Below are 21,150 nucleotides of genomic sequence, written 5' to 3'. Positions count from 1 at the left end.
TAAAAAAACCCCACCTGCATCGCTGCAGGCGGGGTTTTTCAGTATCGGGGTAAGGCTGGCTTACATCATGCCGCCCATGCCGCCCATACCGCCCATGTCTGGCATACCGCCGCCAGCTGGAGCATCTTCTTTGATCTCGGCGATCATTGCTTCAGTGGTGATCATCAGGCTGGCAATCGACGAAGCCGCTTGCAGAGCCGAACGAGTCACTTTAGCTGGGTCCAGGATGCCCATTTCGATCATGTCGCCGTATTCGCCGGTAGCAGCGTTGTAACCGAAGTTACCCGAACCCTGCTTGACCTTGTCGACCACTACGCTTGGCTCGTCGCCGGAGTTGGCAACGATCTGGCGCAGAGGTGCTTCAACCGCACGACGCAGCAGAGCGATACCGACGTCCTGGTCAGCGTTGTCGCCTTTCAGCTCGGAGATAGCCTGCAGAGCGCGAACCAGTGCCACGCCACCGCCAGGTACCACGCCTTCTTCAACGGCTGCACGGGTAGCGTGCAGGGCGTCTTCAACGCGGGCTTTCTTCTCTTTCATTTCAACTTCGGAACCAGCGCCAACCTTGATCACTGCAACGCCGCCGGACAGCTTGGCCAGACGCTCTTGCAGTTTTTCACGGTCGTAGTCGGAAGTGGTATCAGCCACTTGAGCGCGGATCTGGGTAACACGTGCCTGGATGTCAGCTTCAACACCAGCACCGTCGATCACGGTGGTGTTTTCCTTGGTCACGGTGACGCGCTTGGCATTACCCAGGTGTTCCAGGGTAGCGCTTTCTAGGCTCAGGCCGATCTCTTCGGAGATAACGGTACCGCCAGTCAGAACAGCGATGTCCTGCAGCATGGCCTTGCGACGATCGCCGAAACCAGGTGCTTTGACAGCAACCACTTTCACGATACCGCGCATGTTGTTCACAACCAGAGTCGCCAAGGCTTCGCCTTCAACGTCTTCGGAAACGATCAGCAGTGGGCGACCGGCCTTGGCAACAGCTTCCAGAACTGGCAGCAGTTCACGGATGTTGGAGATCTTTTTGTCAACCAGCAGGATCAGCGGGCCGTCGAGCTCGGCGGTCATGGTGTCTGGCTTGTTGACGAAGTACGGGGACAGGTAGCCACGGTCGAACTGCATGCCTTCAACAACCGACAGTTCGTTTTCCAGGCCCGAGCCTTCTTCAACGGTGATCACGCCTTCTTTACCGACTTTTTCCATGGCTTCGGCAATGATGTCGCCGATGGAGCTGTCGGAGTTGGCCGAGATGGTGCCGACCTGAGCGATTGCCTTGGTGTCAGCGCATGGCTTGGACAGGGACTTCAGCTCTTTGACAATGGCGATGGTCGCCTTGTCGATGCCGCGTTTCAGGTCCATCGGGTTCATGCCGGCAGCGACGGCTTTCAGGCCTTCGTTGACGATCGACTGAGCCAGAACGGTAGCGGTGGTGGTGCCATCGCCTGCGTCATCGTTGGCACGGGAGGCAACGTCTTTGACCAGCTGCGCGCCCATGTTTTCGAAGCGATCTTTCAGCTCGATTTCTTTGGCGACGGACACGCCGTCCTTGGTGATGGTCGGAGCGCCGAAGCTCTTCTCGATGATCACGTTACGGCCTTTAGGGCCCAGGGTCGCTTTTACTGCGTCAGCCAGGACGTTGACACCGGCGAGCATTTTCTTACGGGCGGAATCGCCGAATTTAACTTCTTTAGCAGCCATGATCGATATTCCTTAAATACTTTGTAGTAACGGGAAGATGAGCGGGGAAATCAGCCTTCCAGAACAGCGAGAATCTCGTTCTCAGCCATTACCAGCAGGTCTTCGCCGTCGATTTTCACAGTGTTGCTGCCGGAGTAAGGGCCGAAAACAACCTTGTCACCCACTTTCACAGCCAGCGCACGTACTTCACCGTTTTCCAGGGTCTTGCCTGGGCCAGCAGCGAGAATCACACCGTGGTTGGCTTTTTCAGCAGCCGAACCTGGCAGCACGATACCGCCAGCGGTTTTCTTTTCTTCTTCACTGCGACGGATGACGACGCGGTCATGCAGAGGACGAAGCTTGCTCATTGTCGATCTCTCCTAATTGTGTTTTTCATCAGCCGGTGTCAATTCCGGCAGGTTAAATTCCGGCGGTGCCGGTCGCGGTTCGCGGCGCGAAACGCGGAAGTCTGTCTGGTGTCGCCACCAGAAACCTTGCGGTGACCGTTACATAAGGGCGCATAAGCTTATTACAAGGGTGCCAAGATGAAATTTTTTTGTGTCGGGGGAGGCTTCAAAAGCCGCACGGCACCCGCAGGTGCCGTGCCAGTGAGGGGATTACTTGGGGTCGCGGTGTTCGAACTCGCCTTCGATCACGTCACCTTCACGCCCCAGGGGCTGGCGCGGGGCCGGGCCGCCACGGGGTTGCAGGTCGTCGGCAAAGGCGCGCTGGCGAATGGCAGCTTCTTCGGCCCGCTGGCGCATCTTGCCCGCCAGCAGCTTGCGAGTGAATGGCAGCAGCATCACCAGGCCGACCACATCGCTGATGAAGCCTGGCAGGATCAACAGGCCACCGGCCAATGCCATCATCAAGCCTTCGAGCATGGTCTGGGCCGGCAGTTCGCCGCGATTCAGGCTTTCACGGGCGCGCAGCGCCGTGGCCAGGCCGGCGACGCGCAGCACCAGAACGCCGAGCATCGAGCCGAGAATGATCAGCAGCAGTGCCGGGAAAAACCCGATGGCCCCGCTGACTTGTACGAATACGAACAGCTCCAGCACCGGAAACAACAAAAAGAGCAACAAAAAAGGGCGCATCAAATGGTTCCTCAACGCAAGAATGCCTTGCTACTTCACCTTAGATGACGTCGCCGTTTCGTGAATTCAAGCTTCAGCGGCCGCTTTTTTCGGCCACACCTCGGCGTGAGCCAGGAAAACCAAGGCTTCGCGTACTTGTGTCGGCGTGTTGCAAGGCTCGGCAAAGGGCAGCCAGTAGAGTGCCTGGCCAATGCGCAGGTGCATGCCTTCACTGTCGATGCCCGCCAGTTGCGCAGGCTCGGTGGTCGGCAAGCCGGCCAGTTCGACGTAGTGGGCAATGGCCTTGGTATGGTCGCTGTTCATGTGTTCGATCATGCTCAGCTCGGCCTTGCCGGCGAACGGATTAGCCAGGGTCAGTTGGTCGACCCAGTGGATCGCGCCAAACCCGCCGATATAACGATGGCGCACCGGCTTGAGCACCCAGAAGTCAAAATCATGGGCCTTGTGGTAGTTGGCCGAATCCGGGAAATAGCGGTAATAACGCTCGGCTGCGGCTTCAATCTCAGCGCTGTCTTCCAGCTTTTCGGCCTCGGCCAGGTAGGTCAGGCGCCCTACCGCTTGAACGTCGTCCGCCTCACGCTCCCCCACCAGCAGTGAGCACTTGGGGTCTTTCTGCAAATTATGGGTGTGCTGGGCGATACGGCTGATCAGGATCAGCGGCCGGCCCTCGGCGTCCAGGCAGTACGGCACCACTGAGCCGAACGGAAAGCCGGGCATGGCCTTGGACAAGGTGGCAAGTGCCCCACGGTATTCCTTGAGCAGTAGTTCTCGGGCATTCTTGGCAACGTGCGCGCTCAACTTATGACTCCTTTGATAAATTCCGTCAAAAAACAAACTTGGGTAGCCGCTTAATTCTGCTCACAGGACTTGCGAATGGATCTCAACGACAAAGTAATCATTATCACCGGCGGTTGCCAGGGTTTGGGCCGTTCCATGGCCGAGTATTTTGCAGCCAAGGGCGCGCACCTGGCGCTGGTGGACCTCAATCAGGAAAAACTCGACCAGGCCGTGATCGCCTGCCAGGCCCATGGCGTGAAGGCTAGAGCCTATCTGTGCAACGTGGCGAATGAAGAACAGGTAACCCAGACCGTGGCCCAGATCGCAGAAGACTTCGGCGCGATCAACGGTTTGATCAACAACGCAGGGATTTTGCGCGACGGGCTGCTGCTGAAGGTCAAGGATGGCGAGATGACCAAGATGAGCCTGGCCCAGTGGCAGGCGGTGATCGACGTGAACCTCACCGGGGTGTTCCTGTGTACCCGCGAAGTGGCGGCGAAAATGGTGGAACTGAAGAACCAAGGCACCATTATCAATATCTCGTCGATCTCCCGGGCCGGTAACGTCGGCCAGACCAATTACTCAGCCGCCAAGGCCGGTGTAGCGGCCGCCACCGTGACCTGGGCCAAGGAGCTGGCGCGCTACGGCATTCGCGTGGCGGGCATTGCACCGGGATTTATCGAGACGGAGATGACCCTGGGCATGAAGCCTGAGGCCTTGGAGAAGATGACGTCGGGCATTCCCCTCAAGCGCATGGGGCGGCCGGAGGAGATTGCCCATTCAGCGGCGTATATCTTCGAGAATGACTACTACACCGGGCGGGTCCTGGAAATGGACGGCGGGTTGCGCCTTTAATTACCAGGTGGCTCCTTACCCAGTGGCCCTTTACCAGGTGACGCCGAACCCTGCGGTATAGCGGGTCTTGCTCAGCGCGCTTTCCGAGTCGCCACTAATAATGTCGCGCTCGGCCTTGAGGTTGAGGGAAGCCCACTCGGTGACTTTGTAGCGCAAGCCCATTTCCGCATCCAGGGAATAGTCGGATGGCCCTGCCAGCGGCTTGCCCAGCTCGCCATTGGTGAAGAACTCGACGGACTTGCCCACCAAGTAGCGGTTGTAGTTCCACTTCATCGCCAGCGAGTAGAAGTTGTCCTTGCCGCCATCCTGGTATTCATAGTCAGTGCGGTTGACCAACGAACCGAGGGAGAACGCGCCCAGTTCGTCATCCCAGAATTGGTAGCCCGGGCCGGTACCCACGGTGCGCTGGCGAGACAGGTCTTCGACTTTGTCGCGCTTGTAGGTCAAGCGCCCCTGCCAGAACCAGTGTTCGGTGAGAAAGCGGTCCAGGTCGTACTCCAGCGCCCAGTTGTCGGTGGTGGTCACGTCGTCCTGGAATTCGCGGTTGTATTCGCCCTGGGCGGTATGGCGCCACTGGCCATGGCGGGCGGTGGTCTTGAAGTCGATGTCGTAGTCGTTGGTGTCTTTTTCCGCGCGCTTGTAGTCCAGCGCCATGTCGACATTGCCCTTCCACACCAAGTCTTCGATCACGGGCTTGGGCTTGATGATCTGCTGGATGCTCGCCAGTTCGACAGTCTTGGGCGCCTCACCATTGGCCAGAATGACCTTGCCGTCATCAGCCGCCTTCAGGGATTTGGCTTTCTCGCCGGTGTAGGCATCCTGCTTGACCAGCAATTCCTGATCGCTTTCCAGGGTCTTGACCTGTTTCCAGTCCACCGGGATGGCGCCGGCATAATCGGTCTGGATCAGCAGTTTGCCACCGTCGAAAACCTTGATCTTGCCGGTCAGGCGGTCACCATTTTTCAACCAGACGGTATCGGCGAGCAGCGGGGTGGAGGCGCTGAAAACAGCAAGGCATAGCAGGGTTCTGGACAACATAAGCGAATACAGGCTCAAGTTTGGCGGAAAAAACGGGCATTATCGGGTTGGATAACTTCTTAGCAAGGACTGACTCGGGTATTTGAATCGAGTTCCGTTCCCAGCGTTACATTTGCAGACATTTCCCGCGAATAGACGGATATTTTCATCGGATATGCCCACCGTGAACAAAACGATCGACGCCCCGCAAAGCCCGGCCGAAATGCGCCGCACCGTGCTGTACCTGACCCTTGCCCAAGTGCCCGAGGGTTGCGTCATCAGCTATGGGGAGCTGGCGCACCTCGCCGGTTTGGGTCGTGCCGCACGCTGGGTGGGCCGCACCCTGAGCCAACTGCCCGAGGACACCAAATTGCCCTGGCACCGCGTGTTGGGTGCCGGTGGTCGGATAAGTCTGCCGGTGGGCAGTGCCTCAGGGGACGAGCAACGCGCGCGTTTACGCGCTGAAGGCGTCAGCATCCTGAACAATCGTGTTGATATTCAGCGTCATGGCTGGCGCCCGGTAGAGCACAGCGGTTAGAGTGCGCGCTTTATTTGCGTAATTCTGAGGCAGACTCCAGCCCATGCCCCGTAAAACCTGGCGCGCCGCGCTCGCCGCCTATGCCAGCCCCTCGACGTTAGTGCTGCTGTTGCTCGGCTTTGCTGCCGGCTTGCCTTACATGTTGGTGTTCTCGACGCTCTCGGTGTGGTTGCGTGAGGCCGGTGTGGCCCGCGAAACCATCGGGTACGCGAGCCTGATCGGCCTGGCCTATGCCTTCAAGTGGGTCTGGTCGCCCTTGCTCGACCAATGGCGCCTGCCACTGCTCGGCAAGCTCGGACGTCGTCGATCCTGGTTAGTCTTGTCCCAGACGCTGGTTATCCTCGGATTGATCGGCATGGGGTTCTGCGATCCGCAAAAACACCTGTCCTGGCTGATCGCTATCGCGGTCATCGTCGCCTTCGCTTCCGCCACCCAGGATATTGCGGTAGACGCCTACCGCCTGGAAATCGCCGACGACAGCCAGCAGGCCGCGCTCGCCGCCAGCTATATGTCCGGTTATCGCGTGGCCGCCCTGCTGGCCACCGCAGGCGCACTGTTTTTTGCTGAAGGCTTCGGTTCCACCGGGTTCAATTACAAGCACTCGGCATGGACCGGCACCTACGTGCTGTTTGGTGTACTGATGGTGCCTGCACTGCTGACCACCCTGTTCATGCGCGAACCCAATGTGCCACTGCGTACCCAATTGCAGGCCGGACGCTACAGCTTTGCTCACCAGTTAGTCTCGGTGTTCGTGTTGATCGTGCTGTTGGTGTCGGTGCCGGCGATGTTCACCCAGCTGTACAACACTGACTTCGCCAGCGTGCTGTTCCATGGTGTCAGCCTGCTCGACTTGTTGCTGGAAGACCGCGCGTTCCTGCGGGCCATCCTCTATATCATCCTGACCACCCTGTGCCTGTCGACCATGGGCCGCCGGGGCCTGGCGCCGGTACTCACGCCGGTCAACGACTTTATCCTGCGCTACCGCTGGCAGGCCTTCCTGCTGTTGGGGCTGATTGCCACCTATCGCATGTCGGACACGGTGATGGGCGTCATGGCCAACGTGTTCTATATCGACCAGGGTTTCACCAAGGACCAGATCGCCGGCGTCAGCAAGGTCTTCGGCCTGATCATGACCCTGCTGGGTGCCGGTATGGGCGGCCTGCTGATCGTGCGTTTCGGGATCCTGCCGATCCTGTTTATCGGCGGCATTGCATCGGCCGGCACCAACCTGCTGTTCGTGATGCTCGCCGACATGGGCCCGGACCTGCAGATGCTGATTTTCACCATCTCCCTGGACAACTTCAGTTCAGGCATGGCGACCTCGGCGTTTGTCGCGTACTTGTCGAGCCTGACCAACCTGAAGTTCTCTGCCACCCAATATGCGTTGCTCAGTTCGATCATGTTGCTGCTGCCGCGCTTGATCGGCGGGTATTCGGGGGTGATGGTCGAGAAGTTCGGTTACCACAACTTCTTCATGATCACCTGCCTGCTGGGTGTGCCGACGCTGATCCTGATCGCCTTGCACTGGTTTCAGGAAAGCCGGCGGATTCGGTTGAATCCAGCCAAAGAAGACTGAAAACACGCGGTGAATGTGGGAGCGGGCTTGCCTGCGATTGCATCACCGCGGTGTAACTGACACACCGTGTTGCCTGCATCACAGGCAAGCCAGCTCCCACAGAAGCCCTGCTCCAGCAACCAGATGCCTGTACGTCGGCGGCAAGCGCCCGTACAATCCCAAGTCATTTCAAGTCCAAGCAACCGACAACGGCCTACCATGCGCACCAGTCAATATTTGCTCGCCACACAGAAAGAAACGCCTTCCGACGCGGTCGTGATCAGCCACCAGCTGATGCTGCGCGCCGGCATGATCCGCAAACTGGCCTCGGGCCTGTACACCTGGCTGCCCATGGGTTTGAAGGTGATGCGCAAGGTCGAAGCCATCGTTCGTGAAGAAATGAACGCTGCCGGCTCTCTGGAAGTGTTGATGCCGAGCACCCAACCGGCTGAACTGTGGCAGGAATCCGGGCGCTGGGAAGAGTACGGCCCTGAATTGCTGCGCTTCAAGGACCGTCACGGCCGCGACTTCTGCGCCGGCCCGACCCACGAAGAAGTGATCACCGACCTGATGCGCAACGAGTTGAGCAGCTACAAGCAGCTGCCCCTCAACCTGTATCAGATCCAGACCAAATTCCGTGACGAAATCCGCCCACGTTTCGGTTTGATGCGTGGCCGCGAGTTCATCATGAAGGACGCCTATTCGTTCCACGCTGACCAGGCGTCCCTGCAGGTCACCTACGACCGCATGCACACCGCCTACTGCAACGTGTTCACCCGCCTGGGCCTGAAATTCCGCCCGGTTGAAGCAGACAACGGCTCCATCGGCGGTGCCGGCTCCCACGAATTCCACGTGCTGGCCGAATCCGGTGAAGACGACATCGTGTTCAGCAACGGTTCTGACTACGCGGCAAACATCGAGAAAGCCGAAGCCGTGCCACGGGAAACTTCGCGCCCTGCGCCAAGCGAAGAGCTGCGCCTGGTGGACACGCCTGAGACCAAGACCATCGCGGCCCTGGTGGAAAAATTCAATCTGCCGATTGAAAGGACCATCAAGACCCTGATCGTGCGCGCCGAGGAAGAAGGCAAGCTGATCGCCCTGGTGATCCGCGGCGACCACGAGCTCAACGAAATCAAAGCCGCCCAGCAGCCTGGTGTTGCCAGCCCGCTGGTCATGGCCACCGACTCAGAACTGCGCGACGCCATTGGCGCCGGTGCGGGTTCCCTCGGCCCGCTGAACCTGCCGTTGCCAATCATCATCGACCGTTCGGTTGAGCTGATGAGCGACTTCGGCATTGGCGCGAACATCGATGACAAGCACTACTTCGGCGTGAACTGGGAACGTGACCTGCCGGTTCCGACCGTGGCCGACCTGCGCAACGTGGTGGCCGGCGACCCGAGCCCGGACGGCAAGGGCACCCTGGAAATCAAGCGCGGCATCGAAGTCGGGCACATCTTCCAGCTGGGCAACAAGTACAGCAAGGCGATGAAGTGCGAAGTGCTGGGCGAGAACGGCAAGCCGATCACCCTGGAAATGGGCTGCTACGGCATTGGTGTTTCCCGCGTGGTTGCGGCTGCCATCGAGCAGAATAACGACGAGAAAGGCATCATCTGGAGCGACGCCCTGGCGCCATTCCAGGTTGCCCTGGTACCGCTGCGCTACGAAACCGAGCAAGTACGCGAAGCCACCGACAAACTGTATGCCGAACTCACGGCGGCCGGTTTTGAAGTGCTGCTGGATGATCGGGACAAGAAAACCAGCCCGGGCATCAAGTTCGCCGACATGGAACTGATTGGCATCCCGCACCGGATCGTGGTCAGTGACCGCGGCCTGGCCGATGGCAACCTGGAATACAAGAGCCGGACCGAAGCCGAAGCCCAACCGTTGCCGGTGGCTGACGTGCTGTCTTTCCTTCAGGCGCGTATTCGTCGCTGAAAACCAGATCAAGAGTCGTCATGTTCAAGCGAAACACCATAGCCCTGGGGGGCGCCACGTTATGTGGCGCCCTGCTGGTCAGCGGCTGCGCCAACCAAATGTCGCAACGCAGCGAACACGAGGAACGTATCGAGCGAAAATTGCTCGATCACAGCCTGCAGATCGACGTGGGCGAACCCAAGGTACTGGAGCTGCCGCAACGCAGGGTTCGCATTCACGAACAAAAGACCTTTGAGGTCACCGAATTCGAAGTCACCCGTCGTTACGACCGCTACACGCCCTACCAGCCTTGGCGCAAACTCTACGAGATGCCCTTTGGCGCGGTGGCGCTTGTGGCGGGCGTCGGCGCTAACGTGGCGAATGTCTTTGCCCTGGGCAACCTGCCTTCCAGCATGACCCGCGATTGGCTCACCTACGGCGTGGACGGGATCAACCCGTTCATGAACGTGCAATCCAACGGTCGGGCGCAACAGAACCTGGCGGGTATCGATGAAGTCCAGCGCGACAAGCGCGTGGAGTATTCGAGCCTGCCCTGGAGCGAGCGCCCGGTACAGGTGACGGCTGGCAAGCAAACCCATGAACTGACCACCGACCGTAATGGCGTGCTGCGCCTGAACCTGCTGGACAGCCCGTTTGCCGAGCAGGACCTGAACCGCATCAGCACTCTGAAGATCAGTGTGGAAGATGCCCAAGACGATGTGCACTCAGACTCGTCCCTGGCCGTCAGCGGCACGCTGCGCAGCAAATTGCTCGAAGCCCACGCCTTGATCTACGACGACCTGGAAGACGACGAAGTCAACGAGTGGGTACACCGGGTCAAGCGTCTGTCGGAGCTGGGCCTGGAAGAAGAAGCCAGCGAGCTGGAACAAAGCCTGATCGAACTGACCCGCAATGATCCGGAATTGCAGCAGGAATTCTTGCAGGCATTGACCAAGGATGCGGGTCGCCTGGTGGCGGATCCCGGGGAACGCTGAAGCACTTAATGTGGGAGCTGGCTTGCCTGCGATGACGGTCTGGCATTCAACATTGAGGTTGACTGTTACTCCGCTTTCGCAGGCAAGCCAGCTCCCACATTTTTATCCGGTTTCTACCAGGGAAATTGGAGCTGCTCGTTGCCGTTACTCAAATCCAGCAAGCGCACACCTATTCCCAGCAATCGCACCGGCTTGCCGCCGCGATTGAACGCCTGGGTCAGCAACTGCCGGTAACTCTCCAGATCCCGCCCTGCCCCGGCCTGCTCCAGGGTGGTCTGGGTAAAGTCGTGAAACTTCACTTTGACAAACGGCTTGCCCGCCCGATAACTGCTGTCGATGCGTGCCATGCGCCCGGCCAGGGTGTCCATCAGCTCAGGCAGTTTTTCCAGGCAACTGGGCAAGTCCGGCAGGTCGACATCGTAGGTGTTTTCAACGCTGATGGATTGCCGGCGGCTGTCGTTCTGCACCACACGGTCATCAATCCCACGGGCCAGGCTCCAAAGCCGCTCGCCGAAGCTTCCAAATTCACGCACCAGAGCCAGCTTGTTCCACTCTCGCAGTTGCAGGCAGTCTTCGATCCCCAGCCGCGTCAGCTTGTCGGCCGTTACCTTGCCCACGCCATGGAGCTTTTTCACCGGCAGCGCCGAGACAAAGTCTTCCACCTGATCAGGGGTGATCACAAACAGCCCGTTGGGCTTTTTCCAGTCGCTGGCGATCTTGGCGAGGAACTTGTTCGGCGCCACGCCCGCGGAAACGGTGATGTGCAATTGATTGGAGACCCGCCGGCGAATGTCCTGGGCAATGCGCGTGGCACTGCCGCCGAAATGCGGGCTGTCAGAAACGTCCAGGTAGGCTTCGTCCAGGGACAACGGCTCGATCAGGTCGGTATAGTCACGAAAGATCGTCTGGATTTCCTTTGAGGCTTCTTTATAGGCATCCATGCGCGGCTTGACGATGGTCAGGTCCGGGCACAGCTTCAAGGCGTGCCGGGACGACATGGCCGAACGCACACCGTAGGCCCGTGCTTCATAGTTGCAGGTAGCGATCACGCCGCGACGGTCTGCCGAGCCGCCAACCGCCAGGGGCTTTTGCGCCAGGGTCGGGTCGTCGCGCATCTCGATGGCGGCGTAGAAGCAATCACAGTCAACGTGGATGATTTTGCGCTGCGTCATATATAAGGCAGTGGTTCTGGGCAGAAAACGAACAGGCGGGCAGTATCTCACTCACACCTGTATATAGCACCAGTAGTTTGAATCTTCCGCCTAAGCGGTAGGAAAATTCGTAGATGAATTCATTTTCTCAATCGAAACACACCCCCCAATAGAGCTGAAAGCCTCGGCCAGACTGGCCCCGAGCCCGATCAAGGGGCCACCTTGGAGAGCTAACCGATTGAACCACAAGCGCTTTTCTTTGAATCAGCGGTTGACACACTCCCGTTCCTCTGTAGAATGCCGACACACAGACGCGGGATGGAGCAGTCTGGTAGCTCGTCGGGCTCATAACCCGAAGGTCGTCGGTTCAAATCCGGCTCCCGCAACCAAACATCAAAAAAGGCTGCTCGAAAGAGTGGCCTTTTTTGTATCTGACGAAAAAGTCCTTTTGAAACAATGGCATGGCATCTTTCATGAAACCGTACACGGTTTGTAGAGTCCATCTCATTGCAAGCTATGCTAAGTCTTCAAGCACTGTCCTTCTACGACCATTGGGCGCTGTCGCCGCACCGCGCGATACGCGTTAATATTTGTAATTATTTTGTACATAGGGATTGGTAACTTGGCTGGATACCTCCATCCTGTCGCGCACAATCCACGAGGTGATTGATGCGCGCCAACTCGTCTGAACCACAAGACTCTGTCACAGCGACACAACCGATCACTCCCACCCGTTTGCGCTGGCTGGATCTGTTGAGCAAGTACCGCCAACCCATCGGATTGGCCGTCACCTTGTTGCTGTTCGCAATCGCCCTTATCGCCTGTCGCCACCTGCTGCTTGAGCTGGACCTGTACGCGCTCCACGATTCGATCCTGGAAGTGCCGAAGCCTGCCCTGCTCGGCGCATTCGGTGCCGCTGTTGCCGGTTTCATCATTCTGTTGGGCTATGAATTTTCCGGCGCCCGTTATGCCGGCGTGAAACTGCCTGCCAAGACCCTGGCCTACGGCGGCTTTACCGCTTTCGCCATCGGCAATGCGATTGGCCTGTCGATGCTCTCGGGTGGTTCGGTACGCTACCGTTTATATGCACGGTACGGCATCGGCGCCTCCGAAGTGGCCCGCATGACCGTGTTTGCCAGCCTGGCCCTGGGGTGCGCACTGCCGCCACTGGCTGCGCTGGCCACCCTGAGCAACCTGCCCGCTGCGTCCAACGCGCTGCATTTGCCCGCGAGCTTGCTCGGCGGCATCGCCGGCGCTGTGTTGTTGTTAACAGCCGCACTGTGCATCGGCATCTACCGCCGCCGCCTGCCGGAACAACCGTACCCGGACAACCTACTGGTCAAGGCCGGGCGCCGCACCCTGCGCCTGCCAGGCCGTCGCCTGACCTTCCTGCAACTGATCATCACCGCCCTCGACGTTGCCGCGGCCGCCACCGTGCTGTATATGCTGCTGCCGGAAGCGCCACCCTTTGGCCCATTCCTGCTGGTGTATCTGCTGGCCCTGGCCGCCGGCGTGCTCAGCCATGTACCGGGCGGCGTCGGGGTGTTCGAAGCAATCCTGCTGGCCGCCTTCGCCGACAAGCTTGGCGCCGCACCACTGGCCGCCGCATTGCTGCTGTACCGGATGATCTATGTGGTACTGCCGCTGTTGATCGCCTGTGTGTTCCTGCTGGTCAATGAAGCCCAGCGCCTGTTCCATACGCAACAGAGCCTGCGGGCGGCCTCGGGCCTTGCTGCACCCATCCTGGCCGTACTGGTTTTTTTGTCAGGCGTGGTCTTGCTGTTTTCCGGCGCAACCCCGGAAATCGACTCACGCCTGGAAAACATCGGCTTCCTGATTCCTCATCGCCTGATTGACGCTTCGCACTTTGGTGCCAGCCTGATCGGCGTGCTCTGCCTGCTCTTGGCCCAGGGCCTGCGTCGCCGGTTGTCCGCCGCGTGGATGCTGACCATGGTGCTGCTGCTGACGGGCGCCCTGCTCTCCTTGCTCAAGGGTTTCGACTGGGAAGAAGCCAGCCTGATGACCATGACCGCGGTGCTGCTGGCGATCTTCCGACGCTCGTTCTATCGCGCCAGCCGCCTGACCGAACTGCCCTTCTCGCCGCTGTATCTTGTTGCCAGCGTGTGCGTACTCGGTGCGTCGATCTGGCTGCTGCTGTTCGCCTACCAGGACGTGCCCTACAGCCATCAGCTGTGGTGGCAGTTCACCCTCGACGCCAACGCCCCGCGCGGCCTGCGCTCGTTGCTGGGCGCCGCCGTGGTGTTGGTGGTGGTGTCGCTGACCTGGCTGCTGCGTACCGCGCGCCCGATCATCCACCTGCCAACGCCTGAGGAACTGGAGCGCGCCACCAAGATCCTGATGAACTCGGCGCAACCCGATGGCGGCCTGGCACTGACCGGCGACAAAGCCCTGCTGTTTCACCCCAACGACGAAGCGTTCCTAATGTACGCTCGTCGCGGTCGCAGCCTGGTGGCCTTGTACGATCCGATCGGCCCGACCCTGCAACGGGCCGAGATGATCTGGCAGTTCCGCGACCTGTGCGACATTCACCACGCCCGTCCGGTGTTCTACCAGGTGCGCGCCGAGAACCTGCCGTATTACATGGACATCGGCTTGACCGCGATCAAGCTGGGTGAAGAAGCCCGGGTCGACCTGAAACGCTTTGACCTGGAAGCCAAGGGCAAAGAGATGAAGGACCTGCGCTACACCTGGAACCGCGGGACCCGTGATGGCTTGTCCCTGGAGATCCACGAACCCGGCCAGGCCCCGATGGAGGAGCTGAGAGTCATCTCCGACGCGTGGCTGACCGGCAAGAACGTGCGGGAAAAAGGCTTTTCCCTCGGACGATTCAGCGACGACTACCTCAAGCACTTTCGTATTGCGATCATTCGCTTCGAAGGGCATCCGGTAGCGTTTGCGAACCTGCTTGAGACCTACAGCCACGACCTGGCCAGTCTCGACCTGATGCGTGCGCACCCGGACGCGCCGAAACTGACCATGGAATTCATGATGGTCGGCCTGATTCAACATTATAAGAACCACGGCTACGCCCGCTTCAGCCTCGGCATGGTGCCGTTGTCGGGCCTGCAACCACGACGCGGCGCCCCGCTGACCCAACGCCTGGGCTCGATGGTGTTCCGTCGTGGCGAGCAACTGTATAACTTCCAAGGCTTGCGCCGCTTCAAAGACAAGTTCCAGCCTGACTGGGAACCCCGTTATATGGCCGTGCCCGCAGGACTTGATCCGCTGGTGGCACTGGCCGACACCGCCGCCCTGATTGCGGGTGGCTTGACTGGATTGGTGAAACGCTGATGATTCGACGCTCCTGGCGGTATGTATTGGCAATCTTGGTGGTACTGGCACTGATCCTCGGTGGTGGTTACTGGTACTGGAACCGCCCTGCACCGCAACCGACTCTGGAACAACTGCCCCAGGCCGATGGCACGGTCCTGACCCGCGTAACTCCAGGCACCGCACCTAAAGCCCGGGTGGCCGTGGCCGTGCTGGCCGACGAAACCCTGACCGACAGCCAGCTGATCGCCCTCAGCCAGGGCGGCGCGGCGCAGATCGTCCAGGTGATCTTGCCCAAGGACGACTGCAAGCTGCAGGAACAAGCCCTGCAAACCGCCCTGGGCCAGCTTGCCGGCCCGGCGACCCTGGTCAGCGGCATCGGCCCTGGCGCATCGCTGGCCTGGCGCTGGCTGGCCGCACAGAACGACGACAAGGCCAATGCCATCTCCGTCGGCTTCGCGCTGGCGCAGCCGGGCTGCAACGACCCGCTGCCGAAAACCTCGGCCCACGGTAGCTGGCTGGTGGCCTGGAACGATAACCCTGACGATGATGCCGCCAGTTTCGTACGCGACACGCCGCGCGCCACCACCAGCATCAGCGACTACGACGTTCACTACCCGCAAGTGCTGAACAACGAGCTGCGCAAGCAACTGGTGGGTTCGGACAACGGCGGCCTGGCGATCCCGGTGGTCGAAGTGCCGGCTGGCCAGGCCAAGGACACCGTCACCCTGTTCCTCTCCGGTGACGGCGGCTGGCGTGACCTGGACCGCGACGTGGCCGGTGAAATGGCCAAGATCGGCTACCCGGTGGTCGGCATCGACACCCTGCGCTACTACTGGCAGCACAAGACCCCGGAACAAAGCGCCAAAGACCTCACCGAGCTGATGCAGCACTACCGGCAGAAATGGGGCACCAAGCGCTTCGTGCTGACCGGTTACTCGTTCGGCGCCGACGTGTTGCCGGCCATCTACAACCGCCTGCCGGAAAACGAGCAGCAGCGTGTAGACGCGATCATCCTGCTGGCCTTCGCCCGCACCGGCAGCTTCGAGATCGAAGTGGAAGGCTGGTTGGGCAACGCTGGCAAAGAAGCCGCTACCGGCCCGGAAATGGCCAAGCTGCCGCCTGCCAAGGTTGTGTGCATCTACGGTGCCGAGGAAGTCGACGAGAGCGGCTGCACCGATAAGACCGCAGTCGGCGAAGCCGTGAAGCTGCCTGGCGGCCATCACTTCGACGAGAACTACCCGGCGCTGGCCAAGCGTTTGGTCGATATCATCGAGAAGCGCCAGGGCAAGACCCCCGCCGAATAAGCGCCCACAAAAAAGCCCCCGCTGCCGCAAGGCACCGGGGGCTTTTTGTTGGGCTTACATTTCTACTTGAGTGCCGAGCTCGATCACCCGGTTAACCGGCAGCTTGAAGAAGCGCAGGTTGCCATTGGCGTTCTTGAGCATGAAGGCGAACAACCCTTCACGCCAGCGCGCCATGCCCTTGATGCGGGAGGCGATCACGGTTTCGCGGCTGAGGAAGTAGGTGGTGCGCATCGGGCTGAAGTCCAGGTCATCCAGATGGCACAGTTTCAGCGCCTCGGGCACGTCCGGCTCATCGACAAAACCGAAGTGCAGGATCACCCGGAAGAAACCCTCACCATAGGAATCAACTTCGAACCGACGCTGGGCGGGTACACGCGGGATGTCTTCGTAGACCACCGTCAACAACACCACCTGTTCATGCAACACTTGGTTATGCAGCAGGTTATGCAACAAGGCGTGAGGCACGGCATCCGGGCGCGCGGTCAGGAACACTGCGGTGCCTTGGACGCGATGAGGCGGCTGCACACGGATACTGCTGATAAAGATCGGCAGCGGCAGCCCACCTTCGTCCAGCCGGTCCACCAGCAGCTCCTTGCCGCGCTTCCAGGTGGTCATGAGGATAAACAACACAATCCCCGCCAATACCGGAAAGGCACCGCCCTGCACGATCTTGGGCACGTTGGCAGCGAAGAACAGCCCATCCACCAGCAGGAAACCGATCAACACCGGGATCGCCAATACCGGCGGCCATTTCCACAGCAACAGCATCACCGCCGACACCAGGATGCTGGTGATCAACATGGTGCCGGTCACCGCCACACCGTAGGCCGAGGCCAGGGCGTTGGAAGATTCGAAGCCCAGCACCAGCAGGATCACACCCACCATCAGCGACCAGTTCACTGCGCCGATGTAGATCTGGCCTTGTTCGGCGCTGGAGGTGTGCTGGATGTGCATGCGCGGGATGTAACCGAGCTGTATCGCCTGGCGGGTCAGGGAGAACGCCCCGGAGATCACCGCCTGCGAGGCGATCACGGTGGCCAACGTCGACAGCGCCACCAGCGGGACCAGAGCCCACTCCGGTGCCAGCAGGTAGAACGGGTTACGGGCCGCCTCTGGATTTTCCAGCAGCAGCGCACCCTGACCAAAGTAGTTGAGCACCAGCGCCGGCAGCACCAGGGCGAACCAGGCACGGGCAATCGGCTTGCGCCCGAAGTGGCCCATGTCGGCGTAGAGCGCTTCAGCACCGGTCAGTGCCAGCACCACCGCGCCGAGAATCGCCACGCCCATGCCAGGATGAGCGGTAAAGAAGCGCACGCCCCACACCGGATTCAGCGCATTGAGCACTTCAGGGTGCTGACTGATGCCGTGCACACCCAAGCCGGCCAGCACCAGGAACCACACCACCATCACCGGCCCGAACAACTTGCCGATGCGGTCAGTGCCGTGTTTCTGGATCAGAAACAGCCCGACCAGCACCACCAGCGAAAGCGGCACTACCCAGCGCTCAAGGCCATCAAAGGCCAACTCCAGGCCCTCCACCGCCGACAATACCGAGATCGCCGGGGTGATCATGCTGTCGCCGTAAAACAGCGCCGCACCGATCAGGCCGAGAATCACCAGCACCGAACGCAACTTGGGATAAGGTGCCGCCGCCCGCCGAGCCAGTGCCGTCAGGGCCATGATGCCGCCCTCGCCCTGGTTATCCGCGCGCAGGATAAACAGCACATACTTGATCGAAACGACCCAGACCAGCGACCAGAAAATCAGTGCCAGGATCCCGAAGACCCCGTCATGATTGACCTGAACCCCATAACCGCCAGCAAACACCTCTTTAAGGGTGTAGAGCGGGCTGGTGCCGATATCGCCGTAAACCACACCCACTGCCGCCACGAGCATGCCGATCGGCTTTGCGTTGGACTGCTCGGCACCTGCTGCCTGACTACTTGCCTGACCCATCAACCACTCCTGCCCTTTGACCTGCGGTCTTTTATAAACAGCGCGCCTGCTGCGGGCGCCTATGCTGTCCACAGCATGCGCTGTTTTACTTCTCGTTACAGACGATTTATTGACCGAGGAAATTCACTCAGGTGCAACGGCGCGAAGCATAGCGCAGCACTCGTCGTATTTCCCTGCATAAAGCTGGTCAAGAGCGATTCCCGTCGCTAGAATTGCGCACTTTTTGATCAGAGGCGCGCTAAGCGCCCGTCCGCCGCCTTTCGTGCACGACTGGTGGCGTCATTCAATACCGAGGTTAGACATGTCCACCACCATCGCAAAAGCCAACCCCAAGGTCGGCTTTGTATCCCTGGGTTGCCCAAAGGCTCTGGTCGACTCCGAACGCATCCTTACGCAACTGCGCATGGAAGGCTATGACGTCGTGTCCACCTACCAGGACGCGGACGTGGTGGTGGTCAACACCTGCGGCTTCATCGACTCAGCCAAGGCCGAGTCCCTGGAAGTGATCGGCGAAGCCATCAAGGAAAACGGCAAGGTGATCGTCACCGGCTGCATGGGCGTGGAAGAAGGCGCCATCCGCAACGTTCACCCGAGCGTGCTGGCCGTGACCGGCCCGCAGCAGTACGAGCAAGTGGTCAACGCCGTGCACGACGTAGTGCCGCCGCGCCAGGACCACAACCCGTTGATCGACCTGGTGCCGCCGCAAGGCATCAAGCTGACTCCGCGCCACTACGCCTACCTGAAGATTTCCGAAGGCTGTAACCACAGCTGCAGCTTCTGCATCATCCCGTCGATGCGCGGCAAGCTGGTGAGCCGCCCGGTGGGCGACGTACTGGACGAGGCCCAGCGCCTGGTGAAATCCGGCGTGAAAGAGCTGCTGGTGATCTCCCAGGACACCAGCGCCTATGGCGTCGACGTCAAATACCGCACTGGCTTCTGGAACGGCGCACCGGTGAAAACCCGCATGACCGAACTCTGCGAAGCCCTGAGCAGCCTCGGCGTGTGGGTGCGCCTGCACTACGTTTACCCGTACCCGCATGTCGACGAGCTGATCCCGCTGATGGCCGCCGGCAAGATCCTGCCGTACCTGGACATCCCGTTCCAGCACGCCAGCCCGAAAATCCTCAAGGCCATGAAACGCCCGGCCTTCGAAGACAAGACCCTGGCGCGCATCAAGAACTGGCGCGAGATCTGCCCGGACCTGATCATCCGCTCCACCTTCATCGTCGGTTTTCCCGGCGAAACCGAAGAAGACTTCCAGTATCTGCTGGACTGGCTGACCGAGGCCCAATTGGACCGCGTCGGCTGCTTCCAGTATTCGCCGGTGGAAGGTGCTCCGGCCAACCTGCTGGACGCTGCCATCGTTCCAGACGACATCAAGCAGGACCGTTGGGAGCGCTTCATGGCGCACCAGCAGGCTATCAGCTCGGCACGCCTGCAACTGCGCATCGGCCGTGAGATCGAAGTCCTGATCGACGAAGTCGACGAACAAGGTGCGGTTGGCCGCTGCTTCTTCGATGCGCCGGAAATCGACGGCAACGTGTTCATCGACGACGCCAGCGGCTTGAAGCCTGGCGACAAGGTCTGGTGCACCGTGACCGACGCCGACGAGTACGACCTGTGGGCTGAAAAGCGCGCATAAGGTGTAAAGAATTGAAAAAGCCCTGCTTCTGGACAAGATGCGGGGCTTTTTTAGGTCTATCGTTTTGCCCATCAGTGCCAAACATCAGCAAGGGGCAGCGGGCATGCGCCAGCATTCGGTTATCCATACACCCAAATCCAGCGATTATCAGGAACTGACCCGCATCTGGGAGGCTTCGGTGCGGGCCACCCACGACTTCCTGCCGGACAGTTACATCGAGTTGCTGAAAAACCTGGTGCTGACCCGCTACCTCGACGCCGTGATGTTGATCTGCACCAAGGACTCGCGCCAGCGCATTACCGGGTTTGCCGGAGTAGCAGCGGGCAAGGTCGAGATGCTGTTTATCGACCCCGAACACCGTGGCCAGGGCATGGGCCGACAATTGCTGCGCTATGCCATCGAGTCCATGAACGCCGACCAACTGGACGTCAACGAACAGAACCCGCAGGCACTGGGCTTTTACTTCAAGCAGGGTTTCGAGGTGATCGGACGCACGGACCACGACGGCATGGGCCAGCCTTATCCGTTGCTGCACATGCGTTTGCGCCAGGCCCAGCAACAGGCCCGCCGCGGCTAAATGAAATGGAGCCGGGATTAACCGGCGCCACACAGGTACAATAGCCGCCCCCTTTTGTTTCGGCCCTTGTCATGACTGAACCCCTACGCCTCTCCAAACGCCTCATCGAACTGGTCGGTTGCTCCCGTCGGGAGGCCGAGCTGTTCATCGAAGGCGGCTGGGTCACGGTGGACGGCGAAGTGATCGACGAGCCGCAGTTCAAGGTCACCACCCAGAAGGTCGAGCTTGACCCTGAGGCCAAGGCCACTGCGCCGGAGCCGGTGACCATCCTGTTCCACGCCCCCGCCGGTGTGGATGCCGAGACGGCCATGGCGTCGATCAACGCCGAGACCCTGTCGGAAGAACACCGCTTCAGCAAGCGCCCGCTCAAAGGCCACTTCCTGCGCCTGACCGCCAGCAGCGACCTGCAAGCCAAGGCCAGCGGCCTGCTGGTGTTCACCCAGGACTGGAAGATCCTGCGCAAGCTGACCGCTGACGCGAACAAGATCGAACAGGAATACGTGGTGGAAGTGTCCGGCGACATGGTCGCCCACGGCCTGAACCGCCTCAACCACGGCCTGACCTACAAAGGTAAGGAATTGCCGGCGGTGAAAGCCAGCTGGCAGAACGAGAACCGCCTGCGCTTTGCGTTGAAAAACCCGCAACCGGGTGTGATTGCCTTGTTCTGCGAAGCCGTTGGCCTGAAAGTCGTCGCCATTCGACGCATCCGCATTGGCGGAGTCTCCATCGGCAAAGTGCCGGTAGGCCAATGGCGCTATCTGTCCGGCAAAGAAAAGTTCTAAGACTTTTTTCGCCGCC

Annotated in this window: 17 protein-coding genes and 1 tRNA gene; 11 read left to right on the top strand and 7 right to left on the bottom strand. The window is 60.1% G+C overall.

All coding sequences use genetic code 11. The features are described from left to right. Positions 1–60: 60 nt before the first annotated feature. The 4 genes from groL to K0H47_RS09175 all read right to left on the bottom strand — a co-directional run bounded on the left by groL (position 61) and on the right by K0H47_RS09175 (position 3,575). Entirely contained in the window at positions 61–1,704 is a 1,644-nt protein-coding gene (gene groL / locus K0H47_RS09190) for a chaperonin GroEL (protein ID WP_003208597.1), read from the bottom strand. 50 nt (positions 1,705–1,754) lie between these two features. Beyond that, positions 1,755–2,051 (bottom strand): co-chaperone GroES, encoded by a 297-nt coding sequence (gene groES, locus K0H47_RS09185; RefSeq protein ID WP_003208599.1) that lies wholly within the window; start codon positions 2,049–2,051, stop codon positions 1,755–1,757. A 249-nt stretch (positions 2,052–2,300) separates the two neighbouring features. Beyond that, positions 2,301–2,777 carry an FxsA family protein gene (locus K0H47_RS09180; protein ID WP_008433587.1) on the bottom strand — a complete coding sequence of 159 codons (477 nt, stop codon included), beginning with the start codon at positions 2,775–2,777 and terminating at the stop codon, positions 2,301–2,303. Positions 2,778–2,843: 66 nt separating this feature from the next. Continuing rightward, complete coding sequence (locus K0H47_RS09175) at positions 2,844–3,575, bottom strand: HugZ family protein (RefSeq protein WP_063027535.1); 732 nt, start codon at positions 3,573–3,575, stop codon at positions 2,844–2,846. Positions 3,576–3,650: 75 nt separating this feature from the next. Here K0H47_RS09175 and K0H47_RS09170 point away from each other — a divergent pair, with 75 nt between their 5' ends. After that, positions 3,651–4,409 carry an SDR family oxidoreductase gene (locus K0H47_RS09170; protein WP_218263113.1) on the top strand — a complete coding sequence of 253 codons (759 nt, stop codon included), beginning with the start codon at positions 3,651–3,653 and terminating at the stop codon, positions 4,407–4,409. A 30-nt stretch (positions 4,410–4,439) separates the two neighbouring features. Here K0H47_RS09170 and K0H47_RS09165 read toward each other — a convergent pair whose 3' ends face one another. Then, a complete protein-coding gene (locus K0H47_RS09165; protein ID WP_063027531.1) occupies positions 4,440–5,447 on the bottom strand; it encodes a DUF481 domain-containing protein in 1,008 nt (335 codons plus the stop codon). Positions 5,448–5,601: 154 nt separating this feature from the next. Between K0H47_RS09165 and K0H47_RS09160 the strand changes: the two genes are divergently transcribed. The 4 genes from K0H47_RS09160 (at position 5,602) to K0H47_RS09145 (ending at position 10,428) form a co-directional block, all read left to right on the top strand. Then, positions 5,602–5,964: an MGMT family protein gene (locus K0H47_RS09160; protein ID WP_218263114.1), complete on the top strand. Its 363-nt coding sequence runs from the start codon at positions 5,602–5,604 to the stop codon at positions 5,962–5,964. 43 nt (positions 5,965–6,007) lie between these two features. Continuing rightward, positions 6,008–7,540 carry an AmpG family muropeptide MFS transporter gene (locus K0H47_RS09155; RefSeq protein WP_177070532.1) on the top strand — a complete coding sequence of 511 codons (1,533 nt, stop codon included), beginning with the start codon at positions 6,008–6,010 and terminating at the stop codon, positions 7,538–7,540. 198 nt (positions 7,541–7,738) lie between these two features. Continuing rightward, the gene (locus K0H47_RS09150) at positions 7,739–9,454 is read left to right on the top strand and encodes a proline--tRNA ligase (protein ID WP_063027525.1); all 1,716 of its coding nucleotides are present in this window, start codon (positions 7,739–7,741) and stop codon (positions 9,452–9,454) included. 20 nt (positions 9,455–9,474) lie between these two features. Further along, positions 9,475–10,428 (top strand): hypothetical protein, encoded by a 954-nt coding sequence (locus K0H47_RS09145; protein ID WP_177070530.1) that lies wholly within the window; start codon positions 9,475–9,477, stop codon positions 10,426–10,428. Between the two features lie 113 nt (positions 10,429–10,541). On the opposite strand, the gene dinB is transcribed toward K0H47_RS09145, so the two are convergent. Then, positions 10,542–11,600 carry a DNA polymerase IV gene (gene dinB, locus K0H47_RS09140; protein WP_063027521.1) on the bottom strand — a complete coding sequence of 353 codons (1,059 nt, stop codon included), beginning with the start codon at positions 11,598–11,600 and terminating at the stop codon, positions 10,542–10,544. A gap of 291 nt (positions 11,601–11,891) precedes the next feature. On the opposite strand from dinB, the gene K0H47_RS09135 reads away from it, so the two are divergent. From K0H47_RS09135 to K0H47_RS09125, 3 genes are all read left to right on the top strand, one after another. Beyond that, positions 11,892–11,968 (top strand) — tRNA-Met (locus K0H47_RS09135). Between the two features lie 280 nt (positions 11,969–12,248). Next, positions 12,249–14,891, top strand: a complete 2,643-nt coding sequence (mprF, locus tag K0H47_RS09130; RefSeq protein ID WP_063027519.1) for a bifunctional lysylphosphatidylglycerol flippase/synthetase MprF — start codon at positions 12,249–12,251, stop codon at positions 14,889–14,891. Continuing rightward, on the top strand, positions 14,891–16,177 hold the full coding sequence (locus tag K0H47_RS09125) for a virulence factor family protein (RefSeq protein ID WP_017480176.1): 1,287 nt from the start codon (positions 14,891–14,893) through the stop codon (positions 16,175–16,177). The genes mprF and K0H47_RS09125 overlap by 1 nt, the downstream gene beginning before the upstream one ends. Before the next feature lie 54 nt (positions 16,178–16,231). Here the strand turns inward: K0H47_RS09125 and K0H47_RS09120 are convergent, their stop codons facing one another. After that, positions 16,232–18,133, bottom strand: a complete 1,902-nt coding sequence (locus K0H47_RS09120) for a potassium transporter Kup (RefSeq protein WP_063027516.1) — start codon at positions 18,131–18,133, stop codon at positions 16,232–16,234. 301 nt (positions 18,134–18,434) lie between these two features. Here K0H47_RS09120 and rimO point away from each other — a divergent pair, with 301 nt between their 5' ends. From rimO to K0H47_RS09105, 3 genes are all read left to right on the top strand, one after another. Beyond that, entirely contained in the window at positions 18,435–19,775 is a 1,341-nt protein-coding gene (rimO, locus tag K0H47_RS09115) for a 30S ribosomal protein S12 methylthiotransferase RimO (RefSeq protein WP_017480174.1), read from the top strand. A gap of 103 nt (positions 19,776–19,878) precedes the next feature. Next, positions 19,879–20,352 carry a GNAT family N-acetyltransferase gene (locus K0H47_RS09110; RefSeq protein WP_219272414.1) on the top strand — a complete coding sequence of 158 codons (474 nt, stop codon included), beginning with the start codon at positions 19,879–19,881 and terminating at the stop codon, positions 20,350–20,352. A 71-nt stretch (positions 20,353–20,423) separates the two neighbouring features. After that, positions 20,424–21,134 carry an rRNA pseudouridine synthase gene (locus tag K0H47_RS09105; RefSeq protein ID WP_003208627.1) on the top strand — a complete coding sequence of 237 codons (711 nt, stop codon included), beginning with the start codon at positions 20,424–20,426 and terminating at the stop codon, positions 21,132–21,134. Positions 21,135–21,150: the final 16 nt, after the last annotated feature.

It is taken from the genome of Pseudomonas sp. Xaverov 83 (assembly GCF_019352905.1).
Classification (GTDB): Bacteria; Pseudomonadota; Gammaproteobacteria; order Pseudomonadales; family Pseudomonadaceae; genus Aquipseudomonas; species Aquipseudomonas yamanorum.
The sequence above is the reverse complement of the archived record's forward strand: the minus strand, read 5'-3'. Positions and strand labels throughout refer to the sequence as shown.

Excerpts from the sequence above, each read along its gene's own strand:
- K0H47_RS09160 (WP_218263114.1), top strand. The coding sequence starts at position 5,602 with ATGCCCACCGTGAACAAAACGATCGACGCCCCGCAAAGCCCGGCCGAA.
- groL (WP_003208597.1), bottom strand. The coding sequence starts at position 1,704 with ATGGCTGCTAAAGAAGTTAAATTCGGCGATTCCGCCCGTAAGAAAATG.
- K0H47_RS09120 (WP_063027516.1), bottom strand. The coding sequence starts at position 18,133 with ATGGGTCAGGCAAGTAGTCAGGCAGCAGGTGCCGAGCAGTCCAACGCA.
- dinB (WP_063027521.1), bottom strand. The coding sequence starts at position 11,600 with ATGACGCAGCGCAAAATCATCCACGTTGACTGTGATTGCTTCTACGCC.
- K0H47_RS09150 (WP_063027525.1), top strand. The coding sequence starts at position 7,739 with ATGCGCACCAGTCAATATTTGCTCGCCACACAGAAAGAAACGCCTTCC.
- K0H47_RS09125 (WP_017480176.1), top strand. The coding sequence starts at position 14,891 with ATGATTCGACGCTCCTGGCGGTATGTATTGGCAATCTTGGTGGTACTG.
- K0H47_RS09105 (WP_003208627.1), top strand. The coding sequence starts at position 20,424 with ATGACTGAACCCCTACGCCTCTCCAAACGCCTCATCGAACTGGTCGGT.
- K0H47_RS09155 (WP_177070532.1), top strand. The coding sequence starts at position 6,008 with ATGCCCCGTAAAACCTGGCGCGCCGCGCTCGCCGCCTATGCCAGCCCC.
- rimO (WP_017480174.1), top strand. The coding sequence starts at position 18,435 with ATGTCCACCACCATCGCAAAAGCCAACCCCAAGGTCGGCTTTGTATCC.
- K0H47_RS09145 (WP_177070530.1), top strand. The coding sequence starts at position 9,475 with ATGTTCAAGCGAAACACCATAGCCCTGGGGGGCGCCACGTTATGTGGC.
- groES (WP_003208599.1), bottom strand. The coding sequence starts at position 2,051 with ATGAGCAAGCTTCGTCCTCTGCATGACCGCGTCGTCATCCGTCGCAGT.
- mprF (WP_063027519.1), top strand. The coding sequence starts at position 12,249 with ATGCGCGCCAACTCGTCTGAACCACAAGACTCTGTCACAGCGACACAA.
- K0H47_RS09165 (WP_063027531.1), bottom strand. The coding sequence starts at position 5,447 with ATGTTGTCCAGAACCCTGCTATGCCTTGCTGTTTTCAGCGCCTCCACC.
- K0H47_RS09180 (WP_008433587.1), bottom strand. The coding sequence starts at position 2,777 with ATGCGCCCTTTTTTGTTGCTCTTTTTGTTGTTTCCGGTGCTGGAGCTG.
- K0H47_RS09170 (WP_218263113.1), top strand. The coding sequence starts at position 3,651 with ATGGATCTCAACGACAAAGTAATCATTATCACCGGCGGTTGCCAGGGT.
- K0H47_RS09110 (WP_219272414.1), top strand. The coding sequence starts at position 19,879 with ATGCGCCAGCATTCGGTTATCCATACACCCAAATCCAGCGATTATCAG.